This is a genomic window from Noviherbaspirillum phoenicis (assembly GCF_047237965.1).
Lineage (GTDB): Bacteria > Pseudomonadota > Gammaproteobacteria > Burkholderiales > Burkholderiaceae_D > Noviherbaspirillum_A.
On sequence record NZ_JBDFLX010000005.1, the window covers coordinates 171,970 to 194,206 of the forward strand.

The 22,237-nt window shown below is 65.7% G+C and carries 19 protein-coding genes; 2 read left to right on the forward strand and 17 right to left on the reverse strand.

What is annotated here, in order from left to right; all coding sequences use genetic code 11:
- The 7 genes from ABC383_RS26370 to pyp all read right to left on the reverse strand — a co-directional run bounded on the left by ABC383_RS26370 (position 1) and on the right by pyp (position 11,163).
- Positions 1 to 1,047, reverse strand: coding sequence for a TRAP transporter substrate-binding protein (locus tag ABC383_RS26370; protein WP_413018750.1), 1,047 nt, complete (start codon positions 1,045 to 1,047; stop codon positions 1 to 3).
- A gap of 189 nt (positions 1,048 to 1,236) precedes the next feature.
- Positions 1,237 to 2,148 (reverse strand): LysR family transcriptional regulator, encoded by a 912-nt coding sequence (locus ABC383_RS26375; protein ID WP_413018752.1) that lies wholly within the window; start codon positions 2,146 to 2,148, stop codon positions 1,237 to 1,239.
- Between the two features lie 387 nt (positions 2,149 to 2,535).
- The gene (locus ABC383_RS26380) at positions 2,536 to 4,548 is read right to left on the reverse strand and encodes a sensor histidine kinase (protein ID WP_413018754.1); all 2,013 of its coding nucleotides are present in this window, start codon (positions 4,546 to 4,548) and stop codon (positions 2,536 to 2,538) included.
- A gap of 278 nt (positions 4,549 to 4,826) precedes the next feature.
- Positions 4,827 to 5,021 carry a hypothetical protein gene (locus tag ABC383_RS26385; protein ID WP_413018756.1) on the reverse strand — a complete coding sequence of 65 codons (195 nt, stop codon included), beginning with the start codon at positions 5,019 to 5,021 and terminating at the stop codon, positions 4,827 to 4,829.
- A 481-nt stretch (positions 5,022 to 5,502) separates the two neighbouring features.
- Positions 5,503 to 8,925, reverse strand: a complete 3,423-nt coding sequence (locus ABC383_RS26390) for an ATP-binding protein (protein ID WP_413018758.1) — start codon at positions 8,923 to 8,925, stop codon at positions 5,503 to 5,505.
- A 568-nt stretch (positions 8,926 to 9,493) separates the two neighbouring features.
- Positions 9,494 to 10,783, reverse strand: coding sequence for an AMP-binding protein (locus ABC383_RS26395; RefSeq protein WP_413018760.1), 1,290 nt, complete (start codon positions 10,781 to 10,783; stop codon positions 9,494 to 9,496).
- Positions 10,784 to 10,785: 2 nt separating this feature from the next.
- Positions 10,786 to 11,163 (reverse strand): photoactive yellow protein, encoded by a 378-nt coding sequence (pyp, locus tag ABC383_RS26400; RefSeq protein ID WP_413018762.1) that lies wholly within the window; start codon positions 11,161 to 11,163, stop codon positions 10,786 to 10,788.
- 345 nt (positions 11,164 to 11,508) lie between these two features.
- On the opposite strand from pyp, the gene ABC383_RS26405 reads away from it, so the two are divergent.
- Both ABC383_RS26405 and ABC383_RS26410 read left to right on the forward strand, forming a co-directional pair.
- Positions 11,509 to 12,006: a VOC family protein gene (locus tag ABC383_RS26405; protein ID WP_413018764.1), complete on the forward strand. Its 498-nt coding sequence runs from the start codon at positions 11,509 to 11,511 to the stop codon at positions 12,004 to 12,006.
- A 201-nt stretch (positions 12,007 to 12,207) separates the two neighbouring features.
- Positions 12,208 to 12,855 (forward strand): NADPH-dependent FMN reductase, encoded by a 648-nt coding sequence (locus ABC383_RS26410; protein ID WP_413018765.1) that lies wholly within the window; start codon positions 12,208 to 12,210, stop codon positions 12,853 to 12,855.
- Here ABC383_RS26410 and ABC383_RS26415 read toward each other — a convergent pair.
- From ABC383_RS26415 to ABC383_RS26460, 10 genes are read right to left on the reverse strand one after another with little or no spacing between them, the layout of a single operon-like run.
- Complete coding sequence (locus ABC383_RS26415; protein WP_413018767.1) at positions 12,852 to 14,330, reverse strand: cobyric acid synthase; 1,479 nt, start codon at positions 14,328 to 14,330, stop codon at positions 12,852 to 12,854. The genes ABC383_RS26410 and ABC383_RS26415 overlap by 4 nt on opposite strands.
- Positions 14,327 to 15,133, reverse strand: a complete 807-nt coding sequence (locus ABC383_RS26420) for an ABC transporter substrate-binding protein (protein ID WP_413018769.1) — start codon at positions 15,131 to 15,133, stop codon at positions 14,327 to 14,329. Before ABC383_RS26420 ends, ABC383_RS26415 begins: the two co-directional genes overlap by 4 nt.
- The gene (locus ABC383_RS26425) at positions 15,130 to 16,023 is read right to left on the reverse strand and encodes a cobalamin-binding protein (RefSeq protein WP_413018771.1); all 894 of its coding nucleotides are present in this window, start codon (positions 16,021 to 16,023) and stop codon (positions 15,130 to 15,132) included. The genes ABC383_RS26420 and ABC383_RS26425 overlap by 4 nt, the downstream gene beginning before the upstream one ends.
- Positions 16,020 to 17,009, reverse strand: coding sequence for a threonine-phosphate decarboxylase CobD (gene cobD, locus ABC383_RS26430; protein ID WP_413018772.1), 990 nt, complete (start codon positions 17,007 to 17,009; stop codon positions 16,020 to 16,022). The genes ABC383_RS26425 and cobD overlap by 4 nt, the downstream gene beginning before the upstream one ends.
- Entirely contained in the window at positions 17,002 to 17,946 is a 945-nt protein-coding gene (gene cbiB, locus ABC383_RS26435) for an adenosylcobinamide-phosphate synthase CbiB (RefSeq protein WP_413018773.1), read from the reverse strand. The genes cobD and cbiB overlap by 8 nt, the downstream gene beginning before the upstream one ends.
- Positions 17,940 to 18,497 (reverse strand): bifunctional adenosylcobinamide kinase/adenosylcobinamide-phosphate guanylyltransferase, encoded by a 558-nt coding sequence (gene cobU / locus ABC383_RS26440; protein WP_413018774.1) that lies wholly within the window; start codon positions 18,495 to 18,497, stop codon positions 17,940 to 17,942. Before cobU ends, cbiB begins: the two co-directional genes overlap by 7 nt.
- Positions 18,494 to 19,798 carry a cobyrinic acid a,c-diamide synthase CobB gene (locus tag ABC383_RS26445; protein ID WP_413018775.1) on the reverse strand — a complete coding sequence of 435 codons (1,305 nt, stop codon included), beginning with the start codon at positions 19,796 to 19,798 and terminating at the stop codon, positions 18,494 to 18,496. Before ABC383_RS26445 ends, cobU begins: the two co-directional genes overlap by 4 nt.
- Complete coding sequence (gene cobO / locus ABC383_RS26450; protein WP_413018777.1) at positions 19,792 to 20,412, reverse strand: cob(I)yrinic acid a,c-diamide adenosyltransferase; 621 nt, start codon at positions 20,410 to 20,412, stop codon at positions 19,792 to 19,794. The genes ABC383_RS26445 and cobO overlap by 7 nt, the downstream gene beginning before the upstream one ends.
- On the reverse strand, positions 20,405 to 21,190 hold the full coding sequence (locus ABC383_RS26455) for an ABC transporter ATP-binding protein (RefSeq protein WP_413018779.1): 786 nt from the start codon (positions 21,188 to 21,190) through the stop codon (positions 20,405 to 20,407). Before ABC383_RS26455 ends, cobO begins: the two co-directional genes overlap by 8 nt.
- A complete protein-coding gene (locus tag ABC383_RS26460; protein WP_413018781.1) occupies positions 21,190 to 22,236 on the reverse strand; it encodes a FecCD family ABC transporter permease in 1,047 nt (348 codons plus the stop codon). Before ABC383_RS26460 ends, ABC383_RS26455 begins: the two co-directional genes overlap by 1 nt.
- Between the last annotated feature and the right edge of the window lies 1 nt (position 22,237).

Consider the following 22,237-nt stretch of genomic DNA (forward strand, 5'->3'; position numbering starts at 1 on the left):
TTACTTGCTGGCAGTGATGCCGAGCTGCTTGCCTATCGTTTCATTGAAGCTTGCGACGCACTGGGCGCTGCAGCGCGCGGCCCATTTGGGCACCACCGATTCCTGCGTGATCTTCTTCAGCAGCTGACGGTCGGCGTCGCTGGTTTTCACCAGGGTCATCTTGCCCTTGACCGGGTTCGTGCAGGCGGGCGCGCCGGTGTTGCAGTCGTAGCCTTCCTGGGTCTGGCGCGCAGCGGCGTCCCAGATGCCATCGATCATCTTGCTGTAGTTGGTCTCGATCAGGGTGCGCACCTTCGGATTGAGCTTGTCCCAGGCCTTGAGGTTCACCGCGTGAATCTGGGGATTCCAGTTAACCGGCAGTTCGACAAGGTGGGTGGCTACTTCATGCCACTTCGCCGCGTAGCCCGATAGCGAACCGGTGATGGCGCAGTCCACTACCTTGTTTTGCATTGCCGGCACCACTTCGCCGAATGCCATGGTCACGCTGGAACCACCGAGCGCTTCGACGAAGTCGGCCTGGGTGCGGCTGCTGGTACGCACCTTCTTGCCCTTGATATCGGCAAGGCCCTTGATGTCCGCATTGCAGAACAGTACTTGCGCAGGGTAGGTCGAGATGCCCAGCAGCTTCACATTGGAACCGCCCTGGCCATACAACTTTGCGTAGACCGGCTCGAAGGCATTGACGATCGCGCGTGCGGTCTTGGCGTCTGGCGCCAGGCCGGCCAGGTCAACCGCCTCATTGATCGGATTGTCGGAGGCGAAGTAGGACAGCGTCGCAGTGCCGAACTCGATGACGCCGGAACCCATCAGGCGCAGCAGCTCCGGGCCCTTGAGGCCCATCTCGTTGAACCCCTTGATGTCGGCCGTGACCTGCCCCTTGGACAGCTCGGGAATGGTCTTGGTCCAGAATGGCTTTTCGTAATCGTTATAAGGCGACAGGTTGGACAGGCCGCCGACCACCTTGAGGTTGGTCTTCGGGTATTCCTGGGCCGAAGCAGCGCAGGCTACGAGGGCGCCAACAGCGGCGAGGACAAGCTGCTTTTTCATCTGGAAGTCTCCTTGTGGACAAAACATTCATCGACCGCCTGCCTGTGGACCTATGCGGCGGGTCACGCACGACCCCGCCGCAATCATCACGCAATTTTTACCTTGGCTGCCGACGCGATATTGCAGATTCAATCACACAAGGAAAATCGCCGTCCAATTGTGTGTTCGGATGCAATACATAAGAAAAATTTATACCCCTAGCGTGGAAGCGGCTCGTGCCGGCGCTGCGATGCTTTGCGCGAGCTGGGCGATGACGCGGGCCGCATAGCTTTCGGGACCCGAGATCCAGGTAGCGGTGAACGACAGTTCGGGCAGTGGATCTGCTTGCACATTCAGCAGCCGTAATGCACCGGAAGTCAGTTCCTTGTCGAGGAAGACCGGCGTGATCACAGCCACGCCTATGCAGTCCAGCGTCATCCTGACGATCATCGACAGCGAAGCGCTGCCATACATGCGCGGCGCCTCGATGCCGGCGCGTACCAGCATTTCGCGCACCGTGAGGTAGGGGCTGCTGGTCGATGGATAAGTAATGATGGGCCGCGCTGCCACGTCCTTCAGTGGCACCGGCTCACGGCCGATGGACAGCTGCGGGCTGGCGACCCAAGCCAGGGGGTAAGAGCAGAGCGGCAGGTTCTCGGTGCGCGAATCGAGAATCGGGCCGATCAGGAAGGCGAGGTGTATCTGGCGCTCCATCAGGTGCGCGCGCAGCACCTGCGTGGTGTCGACCTCGATTTCCAGCACAAGCCCGGGATAAAGCCCATGGATGCGTTCTATCAGCGATGGCAGCCAGGTCTGCACGATAGTCTCGGCGACTCCGATCCGCATGGTGCCGCTCATCACCTGCTGTTCGCGCGCCGCCTGCACCATCTCGCGCCGCACCTGCAACATGCGTTCTGCGTAGGACAGCATTTCCTGGCCCTTGGCGGTCAATTCCACGCCATAGGCGCCGCGCTTGAACAGCGACACTGCCAGGTCGCGCTCCAGTGCGGCGATGCGCTGCGAAATGGTGGGCTGGGTGGTGTTGAGCTTCTCCGCGGCGGCGCGGAAGCTGCCCAGCGTGGATGCCCAGAAGAAGGTCTCGATATTGCGCAGGTCTATCATCGGAAACGGTGGCAGATGGATACACTCCCGGCTGCGTAGAGCCGCCAGGTTCCTGCAGCGACGGCAGCATGTGAAGCCGGCCACTGCCCGTCCATTTTAAGCGCACGATGGACGGCTAGCCTTCTCCCCAAGCCGGCCGGGTGGCCAAATTGATTGAAGATCTACCTTTGGCCGACCGGCGACGGGGTGCGCGGGCGGGACTCGCCCCTTAGCAGACGTAGAGGCGATGAGTTGAATGACCGCTGGTGCCCACGAGCGGCCGCATGATCGCACCGGAACGGCTGCAGCATACTGGCGCCCTGCCCTTGCCAAGCCGTACACCGTCGCAGAACTACGTACTTCCCTCAAGCGGGCGCTGCGAAAGTGTCCTTCTACACCTTCGCGTGTCTAACCTTGGCTGCCTGCCGGGCTTGCCGGCAGGGTGACAGCGAAGGAGCTTCCCAAGTCCTTTCCATCGCTGTATGCATCGACGCTCCCGCCGTGGAGCTCAATCAGACTTTTGACCAGGGCCAGGCCAAGACCAAGGCCGCCGTTCTTGCGATCGGAAGAGCGCTCAGCCTGCGCATAGAAATCGAACAGGCCAGCCACGTTTTCCTGCTCAAAACCAATGCCGTTATCGGCAACGCGCACGGTGAAAGCGTCTACCCCAACCTCGATGCTGATCGAAATGTTCCCTTGGTCGGGCGTATAGCGGGCGGCGTTGCTCAGCAGATTGGCCACGACCTGCACCATACGCGTACGGTCTACAAAAACCGTGCAGTCCTGCCCTGGCAGGATTTCTGTCAGGCTGTGGCGCTTCACGGTAAACATCGGCCGCACCTGTTCCACCGCTTCGTGGACGACGCTGCGCAGGTCGAACGCCTGCTTATCCAGAACGACATATCCAAGGGATACGCGGGAGACATCGACCAGGTCTTCGACCAGCCGGGACATGTGACCTACCTGACGGTTGATGACTTGCGCCAGATGCGTGACCCGATGCTCGGGGACGGGCGGCTTTTCCAGCAGCTTGGCAGCCATGCGTGTTGCACTGATCGGATTGCGAAGTTCATGACTCAGGACAGCCAGGAACTGATCCTTGCGCTCGTTGGCCAGGCGCATGTTTTCCGCTTTTTGTACTTCATCGGTGACATCGGTGCAGGTACCAATCCATTCGACCACGTTTCCATCGCTGTCATGCAACGGCACCGCGCGGGATTCAAGGTAGCGATACTGGCCGTCGCGACGACGAGCACGATAGACTTCAGACGCCGGCTTTCCCTCTGCCAGATAGCCTTTCCACGCCGATTGAACGCGTTCGCAGTCATCCGGATGCACCGAGTCGATCCAGCGCAGGTCCGGCGACATGTCGCCCGTATAGCGTCGCCATGAGGACGTGTCTTCGATGGGCTTTCCCTGCGCATTCGCGCGCCACACCAGGTCCGAGACAGTCTCGCTCAGGATCCGGTAGCGCATTTCGCTTTGCCGCACCGCTTCTTCCACTGTTTTTCTTTTGGTGATATCGCGAATGTAGAGCGCCAGGCCTTCAGCGACAGGCTGCGCCGTCAGCTCATACCAGCCAACGTTGCCAAGCGGGTCCACCCAGCGGTTTTCGAGAACGCAGCTCACACGTTCTTCCATTGCTTTTCTATACATACGACCAACTTCGGAGTCGGCAGTGTCCGGCCATAGTTCCCAATGGCTCTTGCCGAGCATTTCGTGCAGCGGCCGCTGGTTGATCCGGATCGCCGCGGCGTTCATTTCGATCACGATGAAATCGTGGTTGACGATGCACAGGCCTTCCGCCATGCCGCCGAGGATCGTGTCCCGGCTATCACGTTCCCGACGAAGGGTAGCGTCGCTGCGGTCCCGATCAAGTATCAGCGCCACGATGCTGGCGCACATGTCGGTCAGCTCCATTTCGCGTGCGCTCGGCGTATGCGGCTGAGCAAAATACACCGTCAGTACACCCATCACATTCTGATCAGCATCGCTGAAAGGGGTCGAATAAACAGCCCCGATGCCATTGAGCTTTGTCCAGGGGAGAAAGCCTGCGAACTGCTCGGCCGTATCGAAATCCGTAATGATGACCCGGCGCTGATCGGCAAACGCCAAGCCGCAGCAACCTTCACCTGGCCGGATTCTTGAGAGGTCTGCCACAGCGGCCTCCCCCAGCCCGATACTCGCCTTCACCCTTAGCGTCGCCGCGCCGGGGTCCAGCACGGAGATGACGACCTTTGACGTGTCATGGAACGTTGCTACGGTATCGAGAACAAGCCGGAGCTTTTCGTGCAGCGTGCCGCGCTGAAGCAACCCCATACTCAGGTGGTGCAGCATTTTCCAGTCAGTCGCTTCATAGTCGCCAGCGGGCGCTGGCCGGTGGTCGCCGACGCTTCCAGTAGTTTCCGAATTCTTGTTCATTTAGCACAGGGGGAGAGCTTTGGCCGATGATTGGCAGGATATTAAAAACCAATCCGCTGAAAGTCTCATGAAGAGGCTTGCTTCATGTCGAACCGGGCAGTTTTTAGGCCGACAATTATATGCGGGATGCATGAGGACGTGCGTCGTGGCGAGGACCACACCCATTCATTCTCTCGTCGGCCCATGGCCGGAAGCGGCCTTTCCCTGCGAAGTCGCAAGCAAGCGCCGACCCGGCAAGGATCGTTGCGCCGGGTCGGTTCGACCGCGGCTTATCGATGTCAGCTGCCGGCGGAACTGGTCTCTTTCAGGACTTGACGGCGCACTTTGAGGATGTGAAGGTATTTTGCAGTAACCGCCAGTTCCCTGCACGCCCGCCCGGTATATAGCCCTTGGGCATCCAGTCGATCCAGCTGTTTTTTGTCGGATGCAATTCGCGCTTCTGCCTGACGTATCCGCTCATCAAGCCAAGACATATTTGTTTGCTCGCACGGATGGATCATAGAAAGCCTAGTGTTGGAAGATCATGAGATGCATAAAAAAGGGCATGACACTTGTCCGCATTGCGCTATCGGGCTGATCGCACCGATCCCGGCATGGCTATTCCTTTTGTCCCGCCAGCAACGATTTCGCAGGTATTTCTATGTGATCGCCATGACTGCCAAAGTCCTATGAAAACGATTTTGGCAAATTGATCAGGAGCAAGCGGAATGAGTGTCCCACCTGAGGTTTATCAACGCTGAATTTATGCGCTGCCTGGAATGAACCCTGCGGCGGATTGGATGAATAAATGCACTGCCGAAACGGGAAAAGTGCTTACCCTTCGCGGTGTAAATGCTTGGCTGGCAACCGGGGGCAGATGACCGTCGCGCCCGGAAGCCGAGCCGCGACGTCAGCATGCGCGTCCTTTCCTCGTGGGGCTGGTGGCGCGAACATGCTGCCTTGCGCAACAGCTTTTCACCTTCCAGGACGGCAGCGCTTGACCGCTTCCTGAAGCAGCCGTTCCACGCATTCGAAGTCAGCAGGTTTCGTGAGGTGTGCATCGAAGCCGGCATCGCGTGCCCGCTGGCTGTCCTGTTCTGCTCCCCATCCGGTCAATGCCACCAGGGTGACTTGCGCCATCCCCTCGTTGCGGCGCAGCGCCGACGCAACCTCGAAGCCGCTCTGGTCGGGCAGGCCGATGTCCAGGAACACCACGTCCGGCCTCAGGTCCGCAGCGGCGGAAAGAGCCGCCGCGCCATCGTAAACCACCCTGACCAGGTGGCCGCGCAACTCAAGCAAAGAGTGGAGCATGTGGGCCGCATCGACGTTGTCGTCGACGACAAGTATCTGCAACCTGACTTCGCTTGCAGCCGAAGCCGTTTGCATCACGGGCGCTTCCGGCGCGGCCGGCGCCGGCGCGTCTTCCATCGGCAGGAAGACGGTGAAGCGGCTTCCCTGTCCCACGCCGGCGCTGAATGCCGCCACTCTGCCGCCGTGCAGCATGACCAGGCGCTTGACCAGATTAAGTCCGACGCCCAGCCCGCCCTGGGCCATGCGCTCGTTCTGGTGAGCCTGCGCATACATGTCGAAGACAACCGGCAGCATGTCGGCGTCAATCCCGATCCCGTCGTCGATCACAGAGATGACCAGTTCACTCGCCTCAATCAAGGCCTCCACCACGATATGCCCATCCTGGGGCGTGTACTTGGCCGCATTGTTGACGAGGTTGCTCAGCACCTGGGCAATGCGATGCTTGTCGACGTTGAGCGATATGGGGAACTCAGGCAGCCGCATTGTCAGATGATGCTTCCCGGTCTCGAGCAGCGGCATGCTGATCTCGATCGCGTCGCTGACAAGCTGATCGAGCATCACGCGTTCGTGGCGAAGCGCGAGTTTGCCTTCCGAGACACGCGCCACGTCCAGCAGGTCATCCACCAGATGCACCATGTGGTCGACCTGGCGCCTTATCATTGCCTGTATCTCGCGCGTGTCGGCGCCGGGATTGGCCGAGCGCAGGCGCATCAGTTCAAGGCCGGTCCGTATCGGCGCCAGGGGATTCCGGAGTTCGTGCGCCAGGGTGAACAGGAACTCGCTCTGCATGCGGTTCTTGTCTATCAGCGCCTTCTGTCGCAGCCTGCGCTCGTGCCCCATTGCAACCTGACGCTGTAGCCGCGCCAGCAGCTCCCTTGCGGCAAACGGCTTGACCAGATAGTCGTCCGCGCCGGCCTGCAATCCTTCAACCTTGGCTTCTTCGCCGGCACGCGCCGACAGCAGCACCACCGGGAGGTGGCACAACGATTCATTGGCGCGGATTTTCGCGATCAGGCCGAAGCCATCCAGCCTGGGCATCATCACGTCGCTCAGCAGCAAGTCAGGCGGATCGCGCAGCAGCATTGCATAGGCGGCTTCGCCGTCGGAGCACACCTCGACTTCGGCATGCGGATCGAGCAGCGACTTCAGATAAGCGCGCATGTCGTTGTTATCGTCGGCGATCAGGATGCGCGGCGGCCTGCCGGCCGACCGCAGAGAACCTTCCACGCCCTCGAAGCCACCCTCTGCGACCGCATCCGGCCCCGGCACGTCGTCAGGCAGCCAGCGCAGCGCCTCCTCGACAAAGGCCGCGCCTGTCCTCCCCGCTCCTTCGCTGACCGCTTCGGGTTCCTCATAAGGCGCCTGCCCGATCGCGTCCCTGGGCAAGTGCGCGTGACCAAACGGAATATCGACGTCGAACCGGGTGCCCTGGCCCAACGCGCTATGCGCCGAGATGGCACCGCCGTGGAGACGCACCAGCTCCTGGATCAATGCCAGGCCGATGCCGGTGCCTTCATAGGTCCGCCCCGTGGATCCTTCGATGCGATAGAAGCGCTCGAACACGCGCGGCAGCTCCGACTCCGGTATCCCGGTGCCAGTATCGAGCACGGACAGCCGCGCCATTCCCTCGTGGCGCGCCAGGATGACGCTTACCTGACCTTGCAGGGTAAATTTGAAGGCGTTGGAAAGCAGATTGAAAACGATCTTTTCCCACATGTCCCGGTCGACGTAGACCGGCTCGCCCAGGTCATGCAGTTCGACGTGGTAGGCCAGCCCGCCCTTCTCCATCGCCGATTCGAAGACGCCCGCCAGATTGGCCGTGAGGCGCCTGAGATCCAGCGGCGTGTAGATCGCCTGCACGCGGCCGGCCTCGATGCGAGAGAAATCGAGCATCGAATTGACCAGCTTGAGAAGGCGCAGCGCATTGCGATGGGTGACGTCGATGCGTTTTCGCTGGACAGGCGCCAAGGGCGCGGAGTGATCGGACAGGGCGTCGTCAAGCGGCCCCAGGATCAGGGTCAGCGGCGTACGGAATTCATGGGAAACGTTGGAAAAGAAGGCTGTCTTTGCGCGGTCAATCTGCGCCAGCTCTTCGGCCCGCTGCTGCTCCTTTTCATAGGTGACCACGTTGCTTACGGCGGTGACTATGGCCGCGCTCAGGAGCTCGTAGAAATGGAGGTAGTCGGCATCCAGCACGCGCGCCGCGCTCACGCCGGCGACGACGAAACCGTAAAGGTCCTGCTGGCCCGCCAGCAGGATCGGGAGCACCAGCGCCGAATCCGGCGCGTTGTCGTAAGGGCCGATCCTGCCGGCGCCAAAGCGCGCGCGCAGGCCATCGATCTGCTGCGCGGCGCGCAGCTGCGCGGCACGCGCGAACGGCCAGCATGCATCGTCCATCCCGGCGATGACTGGCGCGAGCCCGCGGTGTGCTTCCAGACCTGCGTTTCCGCGCAGCACGAGCTCCCCGCTGTCGGAATCGAGCTGGTACAGCAGGACGAACGGCAGATCAAGCGCCATGTGCTGAAACTGCGCTTCCAGGTCGCGCGCGACTTCGCCTATCGTGCGCGCATCGGCGATGGCAGCGGTGAGGTCGCGCAGGCATTGGGTGCGGCGCGCACTCAGCACTGATGCGGTGGCCTCCGAGATCGGATGGAAGATACCTCCTACCTCGCCCGACTCGTCCCGGATCGGCGAGAACGAGAACGTCATGAACGCCTCTTCCAGGTAGCCGTAGCGGTCGAGGAACATGCGCTGGTCGCGGATGTAAGTGCCTTCGCCCTTGTACGCACGGTCGAATGCGTCTCCCACGACGGGCAGCGCGCTGGCCCAGACCTCTTTGAAGGGCGCTCCCATCGCGCGGGGATGCAGGTTGCCGCAAATCGGACGGTAAGCGTCGTTGTAGATCTGGATATGCTCCGGCCCCCAGGCCACCAGGATCGGAAAGGTGGACGACAGACACAGGCTGACCGATGTACGCAGGCTCTGCGGCCATTCTCGCGGCGGACCCAGCCGGGTCTGGGACCAGTCCATGGAACGAATCAGAGCGCCCATCTCGCCCCCGCCGGATAACCAGTTCAAATCGTCCATTTTCGAGAATTCAAGGGAGGGTGGAGACATTGATGCGCTGACCTGGGAACTGAGAGAAACGTTTCAAGGCCGGCATTTTAAAGCAGGCAATCAATAACGGAAGAAAAATCCCAGGCAGCTTTTGACGCCAAGCGTACGTTCACCTTCGAATGACCGGTACCGAGGCCAGCAATTCCAGCCAGGCAAATTGGCACGGTGCCGCCAGCATCGTCTTTACCTCGCGCCTCGGTGGCCTTTGCTATCGCTGTCCTCTCCAGCGTTCGCGAGGCTATCAATGTCGCTCTTCAGCCGGCTGCGCTGTTATATCCAATGCTCTCTGCTCTCCGCGACGACCAGCGCATTGGCCCAATGGCACGGATCCCTGAGCCTGGAAATGTCAGGGGCGCTGCCGGCAGCAAACGGAAATCGACTGCAAGGTCAGCACCACCGAAGCCCCGACAAATCCGAATCATCCTTGTTCTAAAAGAAAGGACGGACCGCTACGCTCATTGCGTCAGACGCTCTTCAACGGAAACGCCGCTTGCATTCGGCTTCCGCAGCGGGCCGCCTTGAGCCGGATGGCCAGGCATCAGCTGTTGATTGCATCGTGCCGCATCGGCGTGCATGCCATCGGCGTGCATGCCAGCGGCGTCGCCGTTGGCCAGTCAGCCTGCTTGCCTTTCTGGTCGACGGGCAGCGTGTCGCCGAATGAAAAGCTGCGCGGCTGCTCCGCAGTGCCAAGTCGCTGGCGCGTCCATGCCGCGAGCGCTTGCGACAGCCGGGTGATATCGGCGCCGGGATCGCGCGGCACGATGAATGCCTTCAGCCGGCTACCTTCCTCAGGGCGCATCAGCCGGACCGCCGCTTCGGCGACCTCGGGATGCAACAGCAGTTCACGCTGCACCCGCTGGGGAAACACGTTGACGCCGCCGACCTGTACCGCGGAATCGACACGTCCTGCAGGGTAAAAATGACGCTCGTCCTGCCACGCCAGCTGGTCCGGCGCATCGACGCCGTCGGTTTCCCCCTCACGGCGCAAGGTGCGGCCGTCCGGGGTGGCACGCTTCCAGAAGGAGAACAGCGCATAGGGATGGTCGCTGCGAGTGCGCCAGCCCACGCCCGCCGTTTCCGAACTTCCGTATATCTGCAGCAAGTTGCCGAGGCCGGCAGCTCTCAGGCCTTCATCGATCTCGGCTGGCAAGGGCGCGGTCGAGGTGACGCCAGTGACCACCGCCGGCAGGCGGGGGATTACCCTCAGGACCATGCGCCAGAATTCGGGATGCCCGACAATCACGTCGCCTTCGCGCAGGTCCCGCGCGAGCCGCGCCGGCGAACTCTGGCGAAGATCCTGTACGGAATCGCCGTCCAGGCCCAGTGCGCGGGGCAGCAGGATGGTGAACAGGAAACCGTAGATGTGATGGCTGGGCACGGCTGCGAACAGCCTCGCGCATCCAGACAGCATGGGCGCGGCTTCCTGCACTTCCCGCCACAGCGCATGCAGCGAGTGGGTGCAGCTCTTGGGCTGCCCAGTGCTGCCGGAAGTTCGGAACGTCATCCTTGCCGAGAACTTTTCCAGGCTGGCCTGGGCGATGGCGCACCAGTCCCCCAGGGTCCGGCGGACCAGCAGGTAGTCTTCGATGCCCGACTCATGCATGTGCAGCGCCTGGGCCAATGCACTGGCCAGGCTCATCAGTTCCAGCGAGTCGACGCCGAGGTCCTTGTCCAGGTGCGTTTCCCGGGTCCAGCAGCCCGCGGCGAAGTCAACCGACTTGCGCATGGCCAGCAGTTCAGAGGCGACGAGATCGGCAATGAACCGGTGCATCGCCGCGTCGTCCCTCCACCAGGCAACCGTCGCCACGGATCCAAAGGCCTCTGTCATGATCAGACGCGCTTGACGAAGATCCAGAAGTTGTCGCCGCTTAACGCTTTCTTCATATGGACTTTGACCTTGGTCGGCTTCATCTGGTAGTCAAAAACATACTCAAACATCGTGTTGAGATTATTTGCCCTGACGCCGGCGTCGAACACGCCCTTGAACGCAGGCTTGGAGGTGCATGGCGCTACGTCACGGAAGAAATTTTTCCCCAGCACGGTCGCCGGATTACGCCCGGTGATTGCGCCCTCGGCGGCGTTGTAGCGCAGAACCGTGCCATTCTTGTCCAGCTCAACCGCTCCAAACGCCAGTTTGTCTATGTCCTGGTTGGACATTTTGCTGAGCACATTGTCAATGTCCGCTTTGTTAAAACCGACCAGCTCCATTTTTCTCTCCCTATCAATGACCTAAAAAAACCCGGATATTTCCTTTCAGAACGTCGTCATTACACCAAAGAAATTTCTTGCAGTCAACTATTTGTCCTGGACAACATGCTTTTATTTATCTGAGTGAATTCTGGGAAAGAGAAAACTGTCGGACGGTAGAGCGCTTTTGCACGCTGCAACGACAAGGTATGGAAGACTTTCGCGCTGCGCGCAGTGCATCTACCCGACCCACCTCCCGCCAGCTCAGTTGGCCCGGATGTGCGACATTAGCCATTCTCGCCGCCGGCCCGCGTGGCAGTGGAAACCGCCACCTGCCGCCGGCCCCCACCTCACAGGAGATGCGACATGAGCAGCAAGAACACCATCTGTCTTTGGTACGAAGGCGGCGCCCTTGACGCCGCCCGCTTCTACGCGGCGACCTTTCCCGACAGCGCCGTCGGCGCCATCCACCGTGCGCCGGGCGATTATCCCGACGGCCAGGAGGGCGGCGTGCTGACGGTCGAGTTCACCGTTGCCGGCATTCCCTGCATCGGCCTCAATGGCGGCCCGCATTTCAGGCACAGCGAGGCGTTTTCCTTCCAGATCGCCACCGACGACCAGGCCGAAACCGACAGGCTGTGGAACGCGGTGGTGGGCAACGGCGGCCAGGAAAGCGCCTGCGGCTGGTGCAAGGACCGGTGGGGCGTGTCCTGGCAGATCACGCCGCGCGCATTGCTGGCGGCCGTTACCGATTCCGATCGTGCGGCAGCCAGGCGGGCCTTCGAAGCGATGATGACGATGAAGAAGATCGACATCGCCGCCATCGAGGCGGCGCGAGCAGGCCGGCAGTCGCCTCCGGCCTGACCACAGGCGAGAAAGGGATTGCCTGCGCCGGCGTGCACCGGCGCTTTTCGGGGAATTCACCGGCGAACTGCGGTCTGGCCCGCTGAATCGGCAAAGGATGCGCAGACATTGCGCCGGCGCGCCCATCGGCACGATGCATCTGCAGTATGCTGCGACGCACAGCACGGGCGGGAAGCCCGATCGATTTACTGCAGACAAAGGATGACCAGCATGACAACCACGGTGCCGAAGATACTGGCCTTCGCGGGCAGCGCCCGCAAGGCATCCCTCAACAAGCGCCTGGTCCGTGTCGCTGCCGAAGGGGCGCGACGCGCCGGGGCCGAGGTCACTGAAATCGACCTGCGCGACTTTCCGGTGCCCATCTACGACGGCGACCTGGAAACCGAGCAGGGCTTGCCGCCCAAGGCGCGCGAACTGCGGCAACTGATGCTGGAGCATCAAGGCTTTCTGATTGCCAGCCCGGAATACAACGGCTCCATTCCGGCGCTGCTGAAGAACCTGATCGACTGGACCTCGCGCGCTGTCGACGGCCAGGACGGCCTGGCGCCCTACCGCAACAAGGTGGCGGTGCTGATGAGCGCATCGCCCGGCAGCTATGGCGGCCTGCGCGGGCTGGTGCATGTCAGGGCCATCCTCGGCAACATCGGCGTGATCGTGCTGCCGGAGCAGCTGGCGGTGGGCAAGGCGCACGAGGCCTTCAGCCTGGACGGCAGCATGCAGAACCCGAAGATGCAGCAGTCGGTCGAGACCCTGGGCCGCACGCTGGCCACCACGCTGGCCAGGCTGCACGGCATCAATCTATACGAGGAGCCGGCGGAGCGCCGGCATGATCCGGGCCGGTTGCCTTAAAGCCCGCTCTCAGCCTGCGGCGCCGCGCCCGGCAAGGCGTCGAGCGCGGCCAGCAAACCGCTGGCCGCATCGGCAATGCGGTCCAGGCTCTGCTCGCGCAGGCTGGCCAGGTCGGCCGCCGCGCCGCCGGCCGCTTCCATGCCGGCCCAGCGCATCAGCGCATCGCAGGCCTCGGGCAGGTCGAACAGGCCATGCAGATAGGTGCCGAGTATCTGGCCGTCTTCCGCCAGCGCGCCCTCGGGCTCGCCATCGATCACGAATGCCGGCCGCGCCAGCGCCGGTCCTTCTGACCGCCCCATGTGGATTTCGTAGCCGGTCACCGCCGCCTCGGCAAAGGCACATTGGCCGCGCGCCTGCGCCAGCCGCTTGCTGCGGGTCAGCGTGGTGTCGATGGCCAGCAGGCCCAGCCCGGCGCTGCTGCCGGGCGCGCCTTCGACACCGTGCGGGTCATGCACCGCCACGCCCAGCATCTGGAAGCCGCCGCAGATGCCGATGAGCCTGCCGCCATAGCGCAGGTGACGCTGCAGCGCCGGCTGCCAGCCCTGCGCCAGCAGCCACGCCAGGTCGGCCCGGGTGTTCTTGCTGCCCGGCAGGATCACCAGGTCGCAGGCCGGCAGCGGCTGGCCCGGCCCGATGAAGCGCAGGTCCACGCCTGGATGGGCGCGCAGCGCATCGAAGTCGGTATGGTTGGCCATGCGCGGCGGCGCCGGCACCGCCACCCGGAAGGCGCCGCCGGACCGCTGCCCGGGCTGCACCGCGTCTTCGGCGTCCAGGAACAGGCCGTGCAGATAGGGCAGCACCGCCAGCACCGGCTTGCCGGTGCGCTCTTCCAGCCAGTCCAGCCCCGGCTCCAGCAGGCTGATGTCGCCGCGGAAGCGGTTGATGACGAAGCCGACGATGCGCGCGCGCTCGCTGGCCGACAGGCAGTCCAGCGTGCCGACCAGGTGCGCGAACACGCCGCCGCGGTCGATGTCGGCCACCAGGATCACCGGGCAATCGACCGCCTCGGCAAAGCCCATGTTGGCGATGTCGCGGTCGCGCAGGTTGATCTCCGCCGGGCTGCCGGCGCCCTCGACGATCACCGCGTCGTACTGCCCGCGCAGCCGGTGGTAGGACGCCAGCACCGCTTCCATCGCCAGCGGCTTGTAGTGGTGGTAGTCGCGGGCATCCATGTCGGCGCGCGGCTGGCCATGGATGATGACCTGCGCGCCGGTGTCGCTGGAAGGCTTGAGCAGCACCGGGTTCATGTCGGTATGCGGCGCAACGCCCGCGGCCTGCGCCTGCAGCGCCTGGGCCCGGCCGATCTCGCCGCCGTCGGCAGTGACGGCGCTGTTCAAGGCCATGTTCTGCGGCTTGAACGGCGCGACCCGCATGCCGCGCCGGGCCAGCAGCCGGCACAGCGCGGCCACCAAGGTGCTTTTCCCGGCATCCGAGGTGGTGCCCTGCACCATCAGGGTATGGAAGGGAAAGCTCATGGCCGGCCCGGCGCGGCCGCATGCCACTGTTCCACCAGGCGCGCCAATTGCGGCAGGCCGTGCCGGATGGCCGCCGGTCCGGGTGACAGGATGTCGGGCGACTTGATCTCGAACACCATGCCGTTGCGGATCGCCGGAATCGCGTCCCATCCGGGCCGGGCTGCCAGCGTCTCTGGCCGGAATTTCTTGCCGCACCAGGAGCCGATGATGATGTCCGGCGCGCGCCGCACCACCTCGGCCGGGTCGGCGATGATGCGCTGCCGGGCTTCGCGGTGCAGCGCCAGGTCGGCGAAGGCATCGGCCCCGCCGGCGATGGCTATCAGTTCCGACACCCAGCCTATGCCGCTGATCAGCGGTTCATCCCATTCCTCGAAATACACCAGCGGCCGAGTCGCATGGCGCTTTGCCCGCGCCGCCACCAGGCCTATCTCGAGCTGCAGCGCGCCGGCCAGCTGTTCGCCCTGCATGCGCCGGTTCACCAGCGCCGCCAGCGTGCGCACCATCTGCAGGATGCCTTCCACGCTGCGCTGGGAAAACAGATGCACCTCCACCCCGGCCGCGGCCAGCGCGTGGCACATCTCGGCCTGCAGGCTGGAATAGCCCACCACCAGATCGGGCTGCACGGCCAGGATGCGGTCGATGCGGGCGCTGGAAAAGCCGCTGATCTTGGGCTTCTCGCGGCGCGCCTGCGGCGGATACACGCTGTAGCCGGAAATGCCCGCCACCAGGTCCTGCGCGCCGATCGCGTACAGGGTTTCCACTGCCTCGGTCGACAGGCAGGCAATGCGGCGATAGTGGCTCATGGCTGCCTTCCCCGCTTGCCGCGCGCCTCGTCGAGGCGCTCGCACAGCCCGGCGGTGCCGTCCAGGATGCGTGGCCCGGGCCGCACCAGCTGGTCGGCATCGATAGTGAACAGGTTGCCGCGCCGCGCCGCCAGCAGGGACGGATACTGCTTCCAGGTTTCCAGGCCGGCGCTGTCCTGGTTGGGCCGATTGCCCGACACGATGACTTCCGGGTTTTCCTTCAGCACCGCCTCCACCGTCACCGTGGGCGCGGTGACCGGCAGCGATGCGAAGATGTTCTCGCCGCCGCACAGGCGGATCGCGTCGCTGGCGGTATGGCTGCCGTTCAGGGTGTAGAGCGGCCGGTCCCAGACCTGGTAGAACACCTTGACCGGCGGCCGGCTGGCGTAGCGGGATTCGATCGCGGCGAGCCTGCGGTCGAAGGCATCGGCGGCGCGTCCGGCCTCGGCGTCGGTGCCAAGCAGCTGGCCCAGGCGCCGCATGGTCGCGCCGATGTCGGCGAGGCGGTGCGGCTCGCTGACATACACCGGTATGCCCAGCTTGCGCAGCGGCTCCAGCTGCCGCGCCGCGCCGCCATGCAGCCAGACCACCAGCAGGTCGGGCTTCAGCGCAATCAGCCGCTCAAGGTCGATCTGGCGGTGGCTGCCCACCCGCGGCAGCGCCTTTGCCTCGGGCGGATAGTCGCTGTAGTCGACCACGCCCACCACCTTGCGCGCGCCGCCGGCCGCAAACAGCAGCTCGGTCACATGCGGCGCCAGCGACACCACCCGCTGCGCGGGCTTGTCCAGCGTGACCTTGTTGCCCTCGTCATCCTGCGCCGTGACGGCGGCGTTCGCCTGCAAGCCATGCAGGCACAGCATGGCCAGCGCCAGCCTGGTCCAGTGTTTCATGATGTTTCCTTCCATGCCCGCAGCGCCGTCTCCAGCCGCTGCCATCCGGCGTCATCCGGCGGCAGGCCGCAGCGTATGCCGCCCGCGCCGCGGTTGAACAGGCGCACCCAGATGCCGTGCCCGGCCATCGTACGCCAGAAAAATTCGGCCCGTGCTTCGGGCCACCATTGGTAAAGCGCGGCGCCGGTAGAGGCAATGCCTGCTTCGCGCAGCACCGCCTGCAGCCGCTGTGCCTCGGCCTGCAGCCGCTGCCGGGTAGCCTGCTGCCAGGCGGCATCCTGCAGCGCGGCGCGGCCTATCCGCTGGGCCGCGCTGCTGATGGTCCATGGACCCAGCGCATCGGCCAGACGCTCCAGCAGCGCGGGCCCGGCCGCGACAAAGCCCAGCCGCAGCCCGGCCAGCCCGAAGAACTTGCCGACCGAGCGCAGCACGATCAGCCCTGGCCGCTGCGACTGCGGCGCCACGCTGGCTTGCCCGTCGATGTCGGCAAAGGCCTCGTCCACCACCAGCCAGCCGCCGCGCTGCGCCAGTTGGCCGGCCCAGGCTAGCAGGGTGGCAGCTGGAATGCGCTCGCCGGTCGGGTTGTTGGGATTGCAGACCACCATCACATCGCAGTGGGCCACCGCGTCGTGCAGGTCGCGGTACGGCACTTCGCGCATCGCATGGCCGTGCAGCGACCAGTGGCGCGCATGCTCGGCATAGGCGGGCGCGGCCACCACCACCCTCGACGGCGGCCGCAGCGTGGGCAGCGCCTGGATCGCGGCCTGGCTGCCTGCCACAGGCAGCATGTGCGGCGCGCGGTAGAAGGCCTGCGCCGCGGCCGCCAGCGCCGCATCGGGCTCGGGCAGGCGGTGCCAGATGCCGGCTTCCAACGCCGGGGCCGGATAGGGCAGCGGATTGATGCCGGTGGACAGGTCCAGCCAGTCCTCGCGCGGACGACCGAACAGGCGTACCGCGTCATGCAGGTTGCCGCCGTGTTCAAGCATGGCGCATCCCGGTCGCAAGCAGCGCCCAGGCCGACAGCAGCGCCAGCCACAGTGCGACGCTGCCCGCCACCAGGCGGAAGGCGCGGCGGATGTCGGCCGGGCCCGGCGCCCTGCCCTCGCCCAGTGGCGGGCGCTGTTCCAGTTCGCCGTGGTAGCGCGCCGCGCCGCCCAGCGCCAGGCCGAGCGCGCCGGCGCCGGCGGCCATCACCGGCCCGGCATTCGGGCTGGACCAGCGCGGCGCCTGTCTGCGCCAGCAGCGCCAGGCAAGGCGGCTGTCGCCCAGCAGCGCATAGCTGCAGGCCGTCAGGCGTGCCGGCGCCAGGTTGAGCAGGTCGTCGACGCGGGCCGCCGCCCAGCCGAAATACAGCAGCCGCGGCGTGCGGTAGCCCCACATCGCGTCGAGCGTATTGGCCAGCCGGTACAGCAGCGCGCCCGGACCGCCGGCGACGGCGAACCAGAACAGCGCGCCGAACACCGCGTCGTTGCCGTTTTCCAGCACCGACTCGACGCCGGCACGGGCCAGATCGGTTGCGCCGGCATCGTCGGTGTCGCGGCTGACGATCATCGCGGTGCGGCGGCGCGCCGCGGCGATATCGCCGGCTTCCAGCGCCCGCGCGATCGGCAAGGCATGGTCGCGCAGGCTGCGCAGGCCAAGGGCGAAGTACAGCAGCAGCAGGTGGCAGGCCAGCGCCAGCCATGTGCCGGGCAAGCTCAGCAGGAGCGCGGCCAGCAGGAACGGCGTGACCGCCAGCAGCCACGCCGCGCAGCCGGCGGCACGCCCGGCGCGGCCGCGATTCAGGCCATGCTCCAGCCTTTGCGCCAGCCACCCAAAACCGGCCAGCGGATGCCAGCGGCGTGGCTCGCCCAGCAGCAGGTCGAGCCCGACGCCGGCCAGCAGCAGCGCCGCCAGCATGCCGGGCGTCAAGCCGGTCAGCACGGGCCGCCCTTGAGCATCAGCGGCAGGCCGGCCGCCACCCAGGCCACCCGCTCGCAGCGCGCCGCCACCGCCTGGTTCAGGCGACCGGCCTCGTCGACGAACCAGCGCGAGATTGCGCCCTGCGGCACGATGCCCATGCCAACCTCGTTGGACACCAGCACGATGTCGCCGCCAGCCTGCTCAAGGGCAGCAAGCAGGCTATTGCGCTCGCTGGCGAAGGCAGGCGGCGGCTCGATGCGGCCCACTTCGGGATACTGTCCCGGCTGGCAGAACAGCAAATTGGACAGCCACACCGTCAGGCAATCCACCAGCACCAGCCGGTGCGGCGCGCTCCAAGCAAGCAGCGCATGGCCCAGCGCCAGCCGCGCTTCCACCGTGGTCCAGTGCGGATTGCGTCCTTCCCTGTGGCGTGCGATACGGGCCTGCATCTCGGCGTCGCCGCCATCGGCGGTGGCGATATAGATCACTTCCTTGCCGCTGGCCGCGGCCAGGCTTTCGGCATGGGCGCTCTTGCCGCTGCGCGCGCCGCCGAACACCAGGGTGCGGCTCATGCCGCTCCTCCCAGCAGCGCCGCCGCGGCCTGCGGGTAAGACGGGAAGTAGGCATGGAAATAGGAAGCAGTCAGGGAGCCTGCACGATAGATCGCCTCGCCGCCGCCGCCGGACGGGTGCCTGCGGGCATGGCCGGCCGCGGCGATGTCGCCTTCCAGCGTCGAATAATGGAAGGCATGGCCGCGCAGCTCGCCATGCGCGGTCTGCCAGCCCTGCAGGCCCAGCGCCGCCAGCCGCGTCTGCATCCGGGTGCGGGCCGGCAGCAGCCCGGCCATTGGCCACGGCTGGCCGTTTTTGTCGACAAGGCTCTCGCAGACCGCCATCAGGCCGCCGCATTCGGCCAGCATCGGCTTGCCGTCCGCATGCGCCCGGCGCAGGGATGCCTGCCATGCAGAGCCGCCGGCCAGCGCCGCGCCATGCAGTTCCGGATAGCCGCCCGGCAGCCAGATCGCGTCGGCATCTTCCGGCACCGGCTCGTCGGCCAGCGGCGAGAAGTACCGGATGGCGGCGCCCATGCCGCGCAGGCAGTCCAGGTTGGCCCGGTACAGGAAGGCGAAGGCGGCGTCGCGGGCGACGGCGATCCGCTTGCCCTGCAGCAGCGGCGGCAGAGCTTGGGGCGACGCCGCCGGCAAGGACGCGGTCGGCAATGCATCCCAGGCCGCATCGTCCAGATGAAGCGCATCGGCCAGGCCGTCGAGCAGCGCGTCCAGCGCATCGACCTCGCCCGGCAGCACCAGCCCGAGATGCCGCTCCGGCAATGACGCCGCCTGTCGCGGCAGGCTGGCCAGCAGCGGCATGTCGCGCAGGGACTGCGCCACCATGGCGGCATGGCCGCTGCCGGCGACGCGGTTGGCGATCACGCCCGCCATCTGCACCGGGCCATAGTCGCGTAGTCCAAGCGCCACCGCGCCGGCGGTCTGGGCCATGGCCGAGGCATCCAGCACCGCCAGCACCGGCACGTCAAAGGCGCGCGCCAGGTCGGCCGACGAGGGCGTGCCGTCATACAGGCCCATCACGCCTTCGATCAGGATCACGTCGGCCTCGCCGGCAGCCTGTGCCAGCATCGCGCGCGATGCCTCGGCGCCCACCATCCAGAGGTCGAGGTTGTACACCGCCGAGCCGGCGGCGCGTTCCAGCATCACAGGGTCGATGAAGTCGGGGCCGGCCTTGAACACCCGTACCGCCAAGCCACGCCGTGCCAGCAGGCGCGCCAGCGCGGCGGTGACCGTGGTCTTACCCTGGCCGGACGCGGTGGCCGACACCAGCGCCGCTACCGCGCCGGCGCGCCGTGGCGCTACCATTCCACCCCCGGCTGGGCCGCGATGCCGGCCTTGAACGCATGCTTGACCACGTTCATCTCGGTCACGGTGTCGGCTACGGCAATGAGCTCCGGCGGCGCGCCGCGGCCGGTGACCACCGCATGCTGCATCTCGGGCCGGCCCATCAGGTCGGCGATCACCGTGTCGACCTCCAGGTAGCGGTACTTCAGCGCGATGTTGAGTTCGTCCAGCAGCACCAGCGCGATGCCGGGGTCGTTCAGGAAGGCCCGCGCCTGTTCCCAGGCCCGGCCGGCCGTGGCGACGTCGCGCTCGCGGTCCTGGGTTTCCCAGGTATAGCCTTCGCCCATCGCATGGAAGCTCACTTCTTCCGGAAAGCGGCGCAGGAAGCGTTCCTCGCCGGTCGACATCGCGCCCTTGATGAACTGCACCACGCCCACCCGGCCGCCATGGCCCAGCGTGCGCATCACCATGCCGAAGCCGCTGGAACTCTTGCCCTTGCCATTGCCGGTATTGACCACCAGCACGCCGGTGTGGATGGCGGCGGCCGCGATCTTCCCGTCAACCACCTCCTTCTTGCGCCGCATGCGCTCGGCATGGCGCGCATTGCGCGCCGCATTGTCCGCCTGGTCATCCATGCTGTTTCTGCTCCTGGTGTAATGCCGGAAGGAAGATACGGCGGCCGCCGTGCTCGACGACATCGATCGCCGCGCCCAGGCATTGCGACAGCAGCGTTGCCTGCATCATTTCCCCGGCCGGGCCGGCGCGCCATGCGCCGTCGCCCATCAGCAATAGCGCATGGCTGGCCACGCCATGCGCAAGGTTCAGGTCATGGCTGACCATGACCACGGTTTTGCCGGCCTGGCCGCACAGCCGCGCCAGCAGCGCCATCATGTCGACCTGGTGCGACAGGTCCAGCGCGCTGGTCGGCTCGTCCAGCAGCAATAGCGGCGCGTCCTGCGCCAGCGCGGCCGCCATCGCCACCCGCTGCCGTTCGCCGCCGGACAGGCTGCGCACGTCGCGCTGCGCGAGACCGGCCACGTCCATCTCGGCCAGCGCCCGGCTGGCGATTTCCTGGTCGCGTTCCGACTCCCAGTAGGCGCTGCCCTGCCAGGGATGGCGCGAGGCCAGCACCACGTCGATGGCGCGGTAGCCGAAGGCGTCGTCGCGGCCCTGCGGCAGGTAGGCGCGCCGCGTCGCCAGCTGCTGCGGCGGCCAGGCATGCAGCGGCCGCCCGTCCAGGCTGGCCGTGCCGGCGGCGAAGGGATGCAGGCCGGCCAGCGCGCGCAGCAGCGTGCTCTTGCCGGCGCCGTTGCGGCCGATCACGCACCAGCATTCGCCGGGCCGGGCCGACAGCGTCAGCCGCTCCACCAGGGTGCGCTCGCCGATGCGCAGCGTCAGTTCATGCAGCTCCATCAGCGCTTCCTCATCTGGTGCAGCTGCAAGAGGAAGGCCGGCACCCCGATCAGCGCGGTGATCACGCCCACCGGCAGCTGCTGCGGCGCCAGCACGGTGCGCGCCAGCATGTCGGCCACGGTCAGGAAGGTGCCGCCCACCAGCGCCGCCGCCGGCAGCAGCAGCCGGTGGTCCGGGCCGAGCGCGAAGCGGCAGGCATGCGGCACGATCAGGCCCACGAAGCCGATGCTGCCGGCAGTGCCGACCGCGCTGGCTGTGAGCAGCGCGGCGCAGAAGAACAGCGCGCGGCGCAGCGCGCCGACCTTCACGCCCAGCGTGGCGGCGGCCTGGGCATGCATCGCCAAAATATTGATGGACCCGGCCAGCCGCACCGCCAGCAGCAGCGCCAGCAGCAACACCGCCCACGGCAGCAGCCGCGGCGAGGTTGCCGACAGGTCGCCGATCAACCAGAACACCATGCCGCGCAGCCGGCTCTCGGGCGCGACCGACAGCATCAGCGTGACCAGCGCGCCGCAACCGGACGACACGATCACGCCGGTCAACAGCAGGAACGGGCCATTGCCGTCGGCTGCGCCATGCCGGAAGTCGCGCCGCGCCAGGGCGTACAGCAAGAGCGCCACCGTCACCGCGCCGCCGAAGGCCGCCAGGTCCACCATCCAGGCCGCCGGCAGCAGCAGCATCGCGGCCAGCGCACCGACCGAGGCGCCGCCGGAAATGCCCAGCACATAGGGATCGGCCAGCGGATTGCGCAGCAGCGCCTGCATCATCACGCCGGCCAGCGCCAGCATCGCGCCGGTGACAAAGCCCGACAGCGCGCGCGACAGCCTCAGCTCCAAGAGGCTGGCCGCCAGGCTGCTGCTGTCGCCGCCGGCCAGCTCGCGCAGCGCGCCCAGCAGCTCGGAAGCCGACAGCGAGAAGGAGCCCACTGCGCAGGCGAGCAGGATGCTGGCCACGGCGCAGGCCGTGAGCAGGCCCAGCACCAGCAGAGCGCGGCGGCGGCCGGCATGGGCCGCGATGGCCCGCGTTGGCAGTGGCAGCGCGCTCATC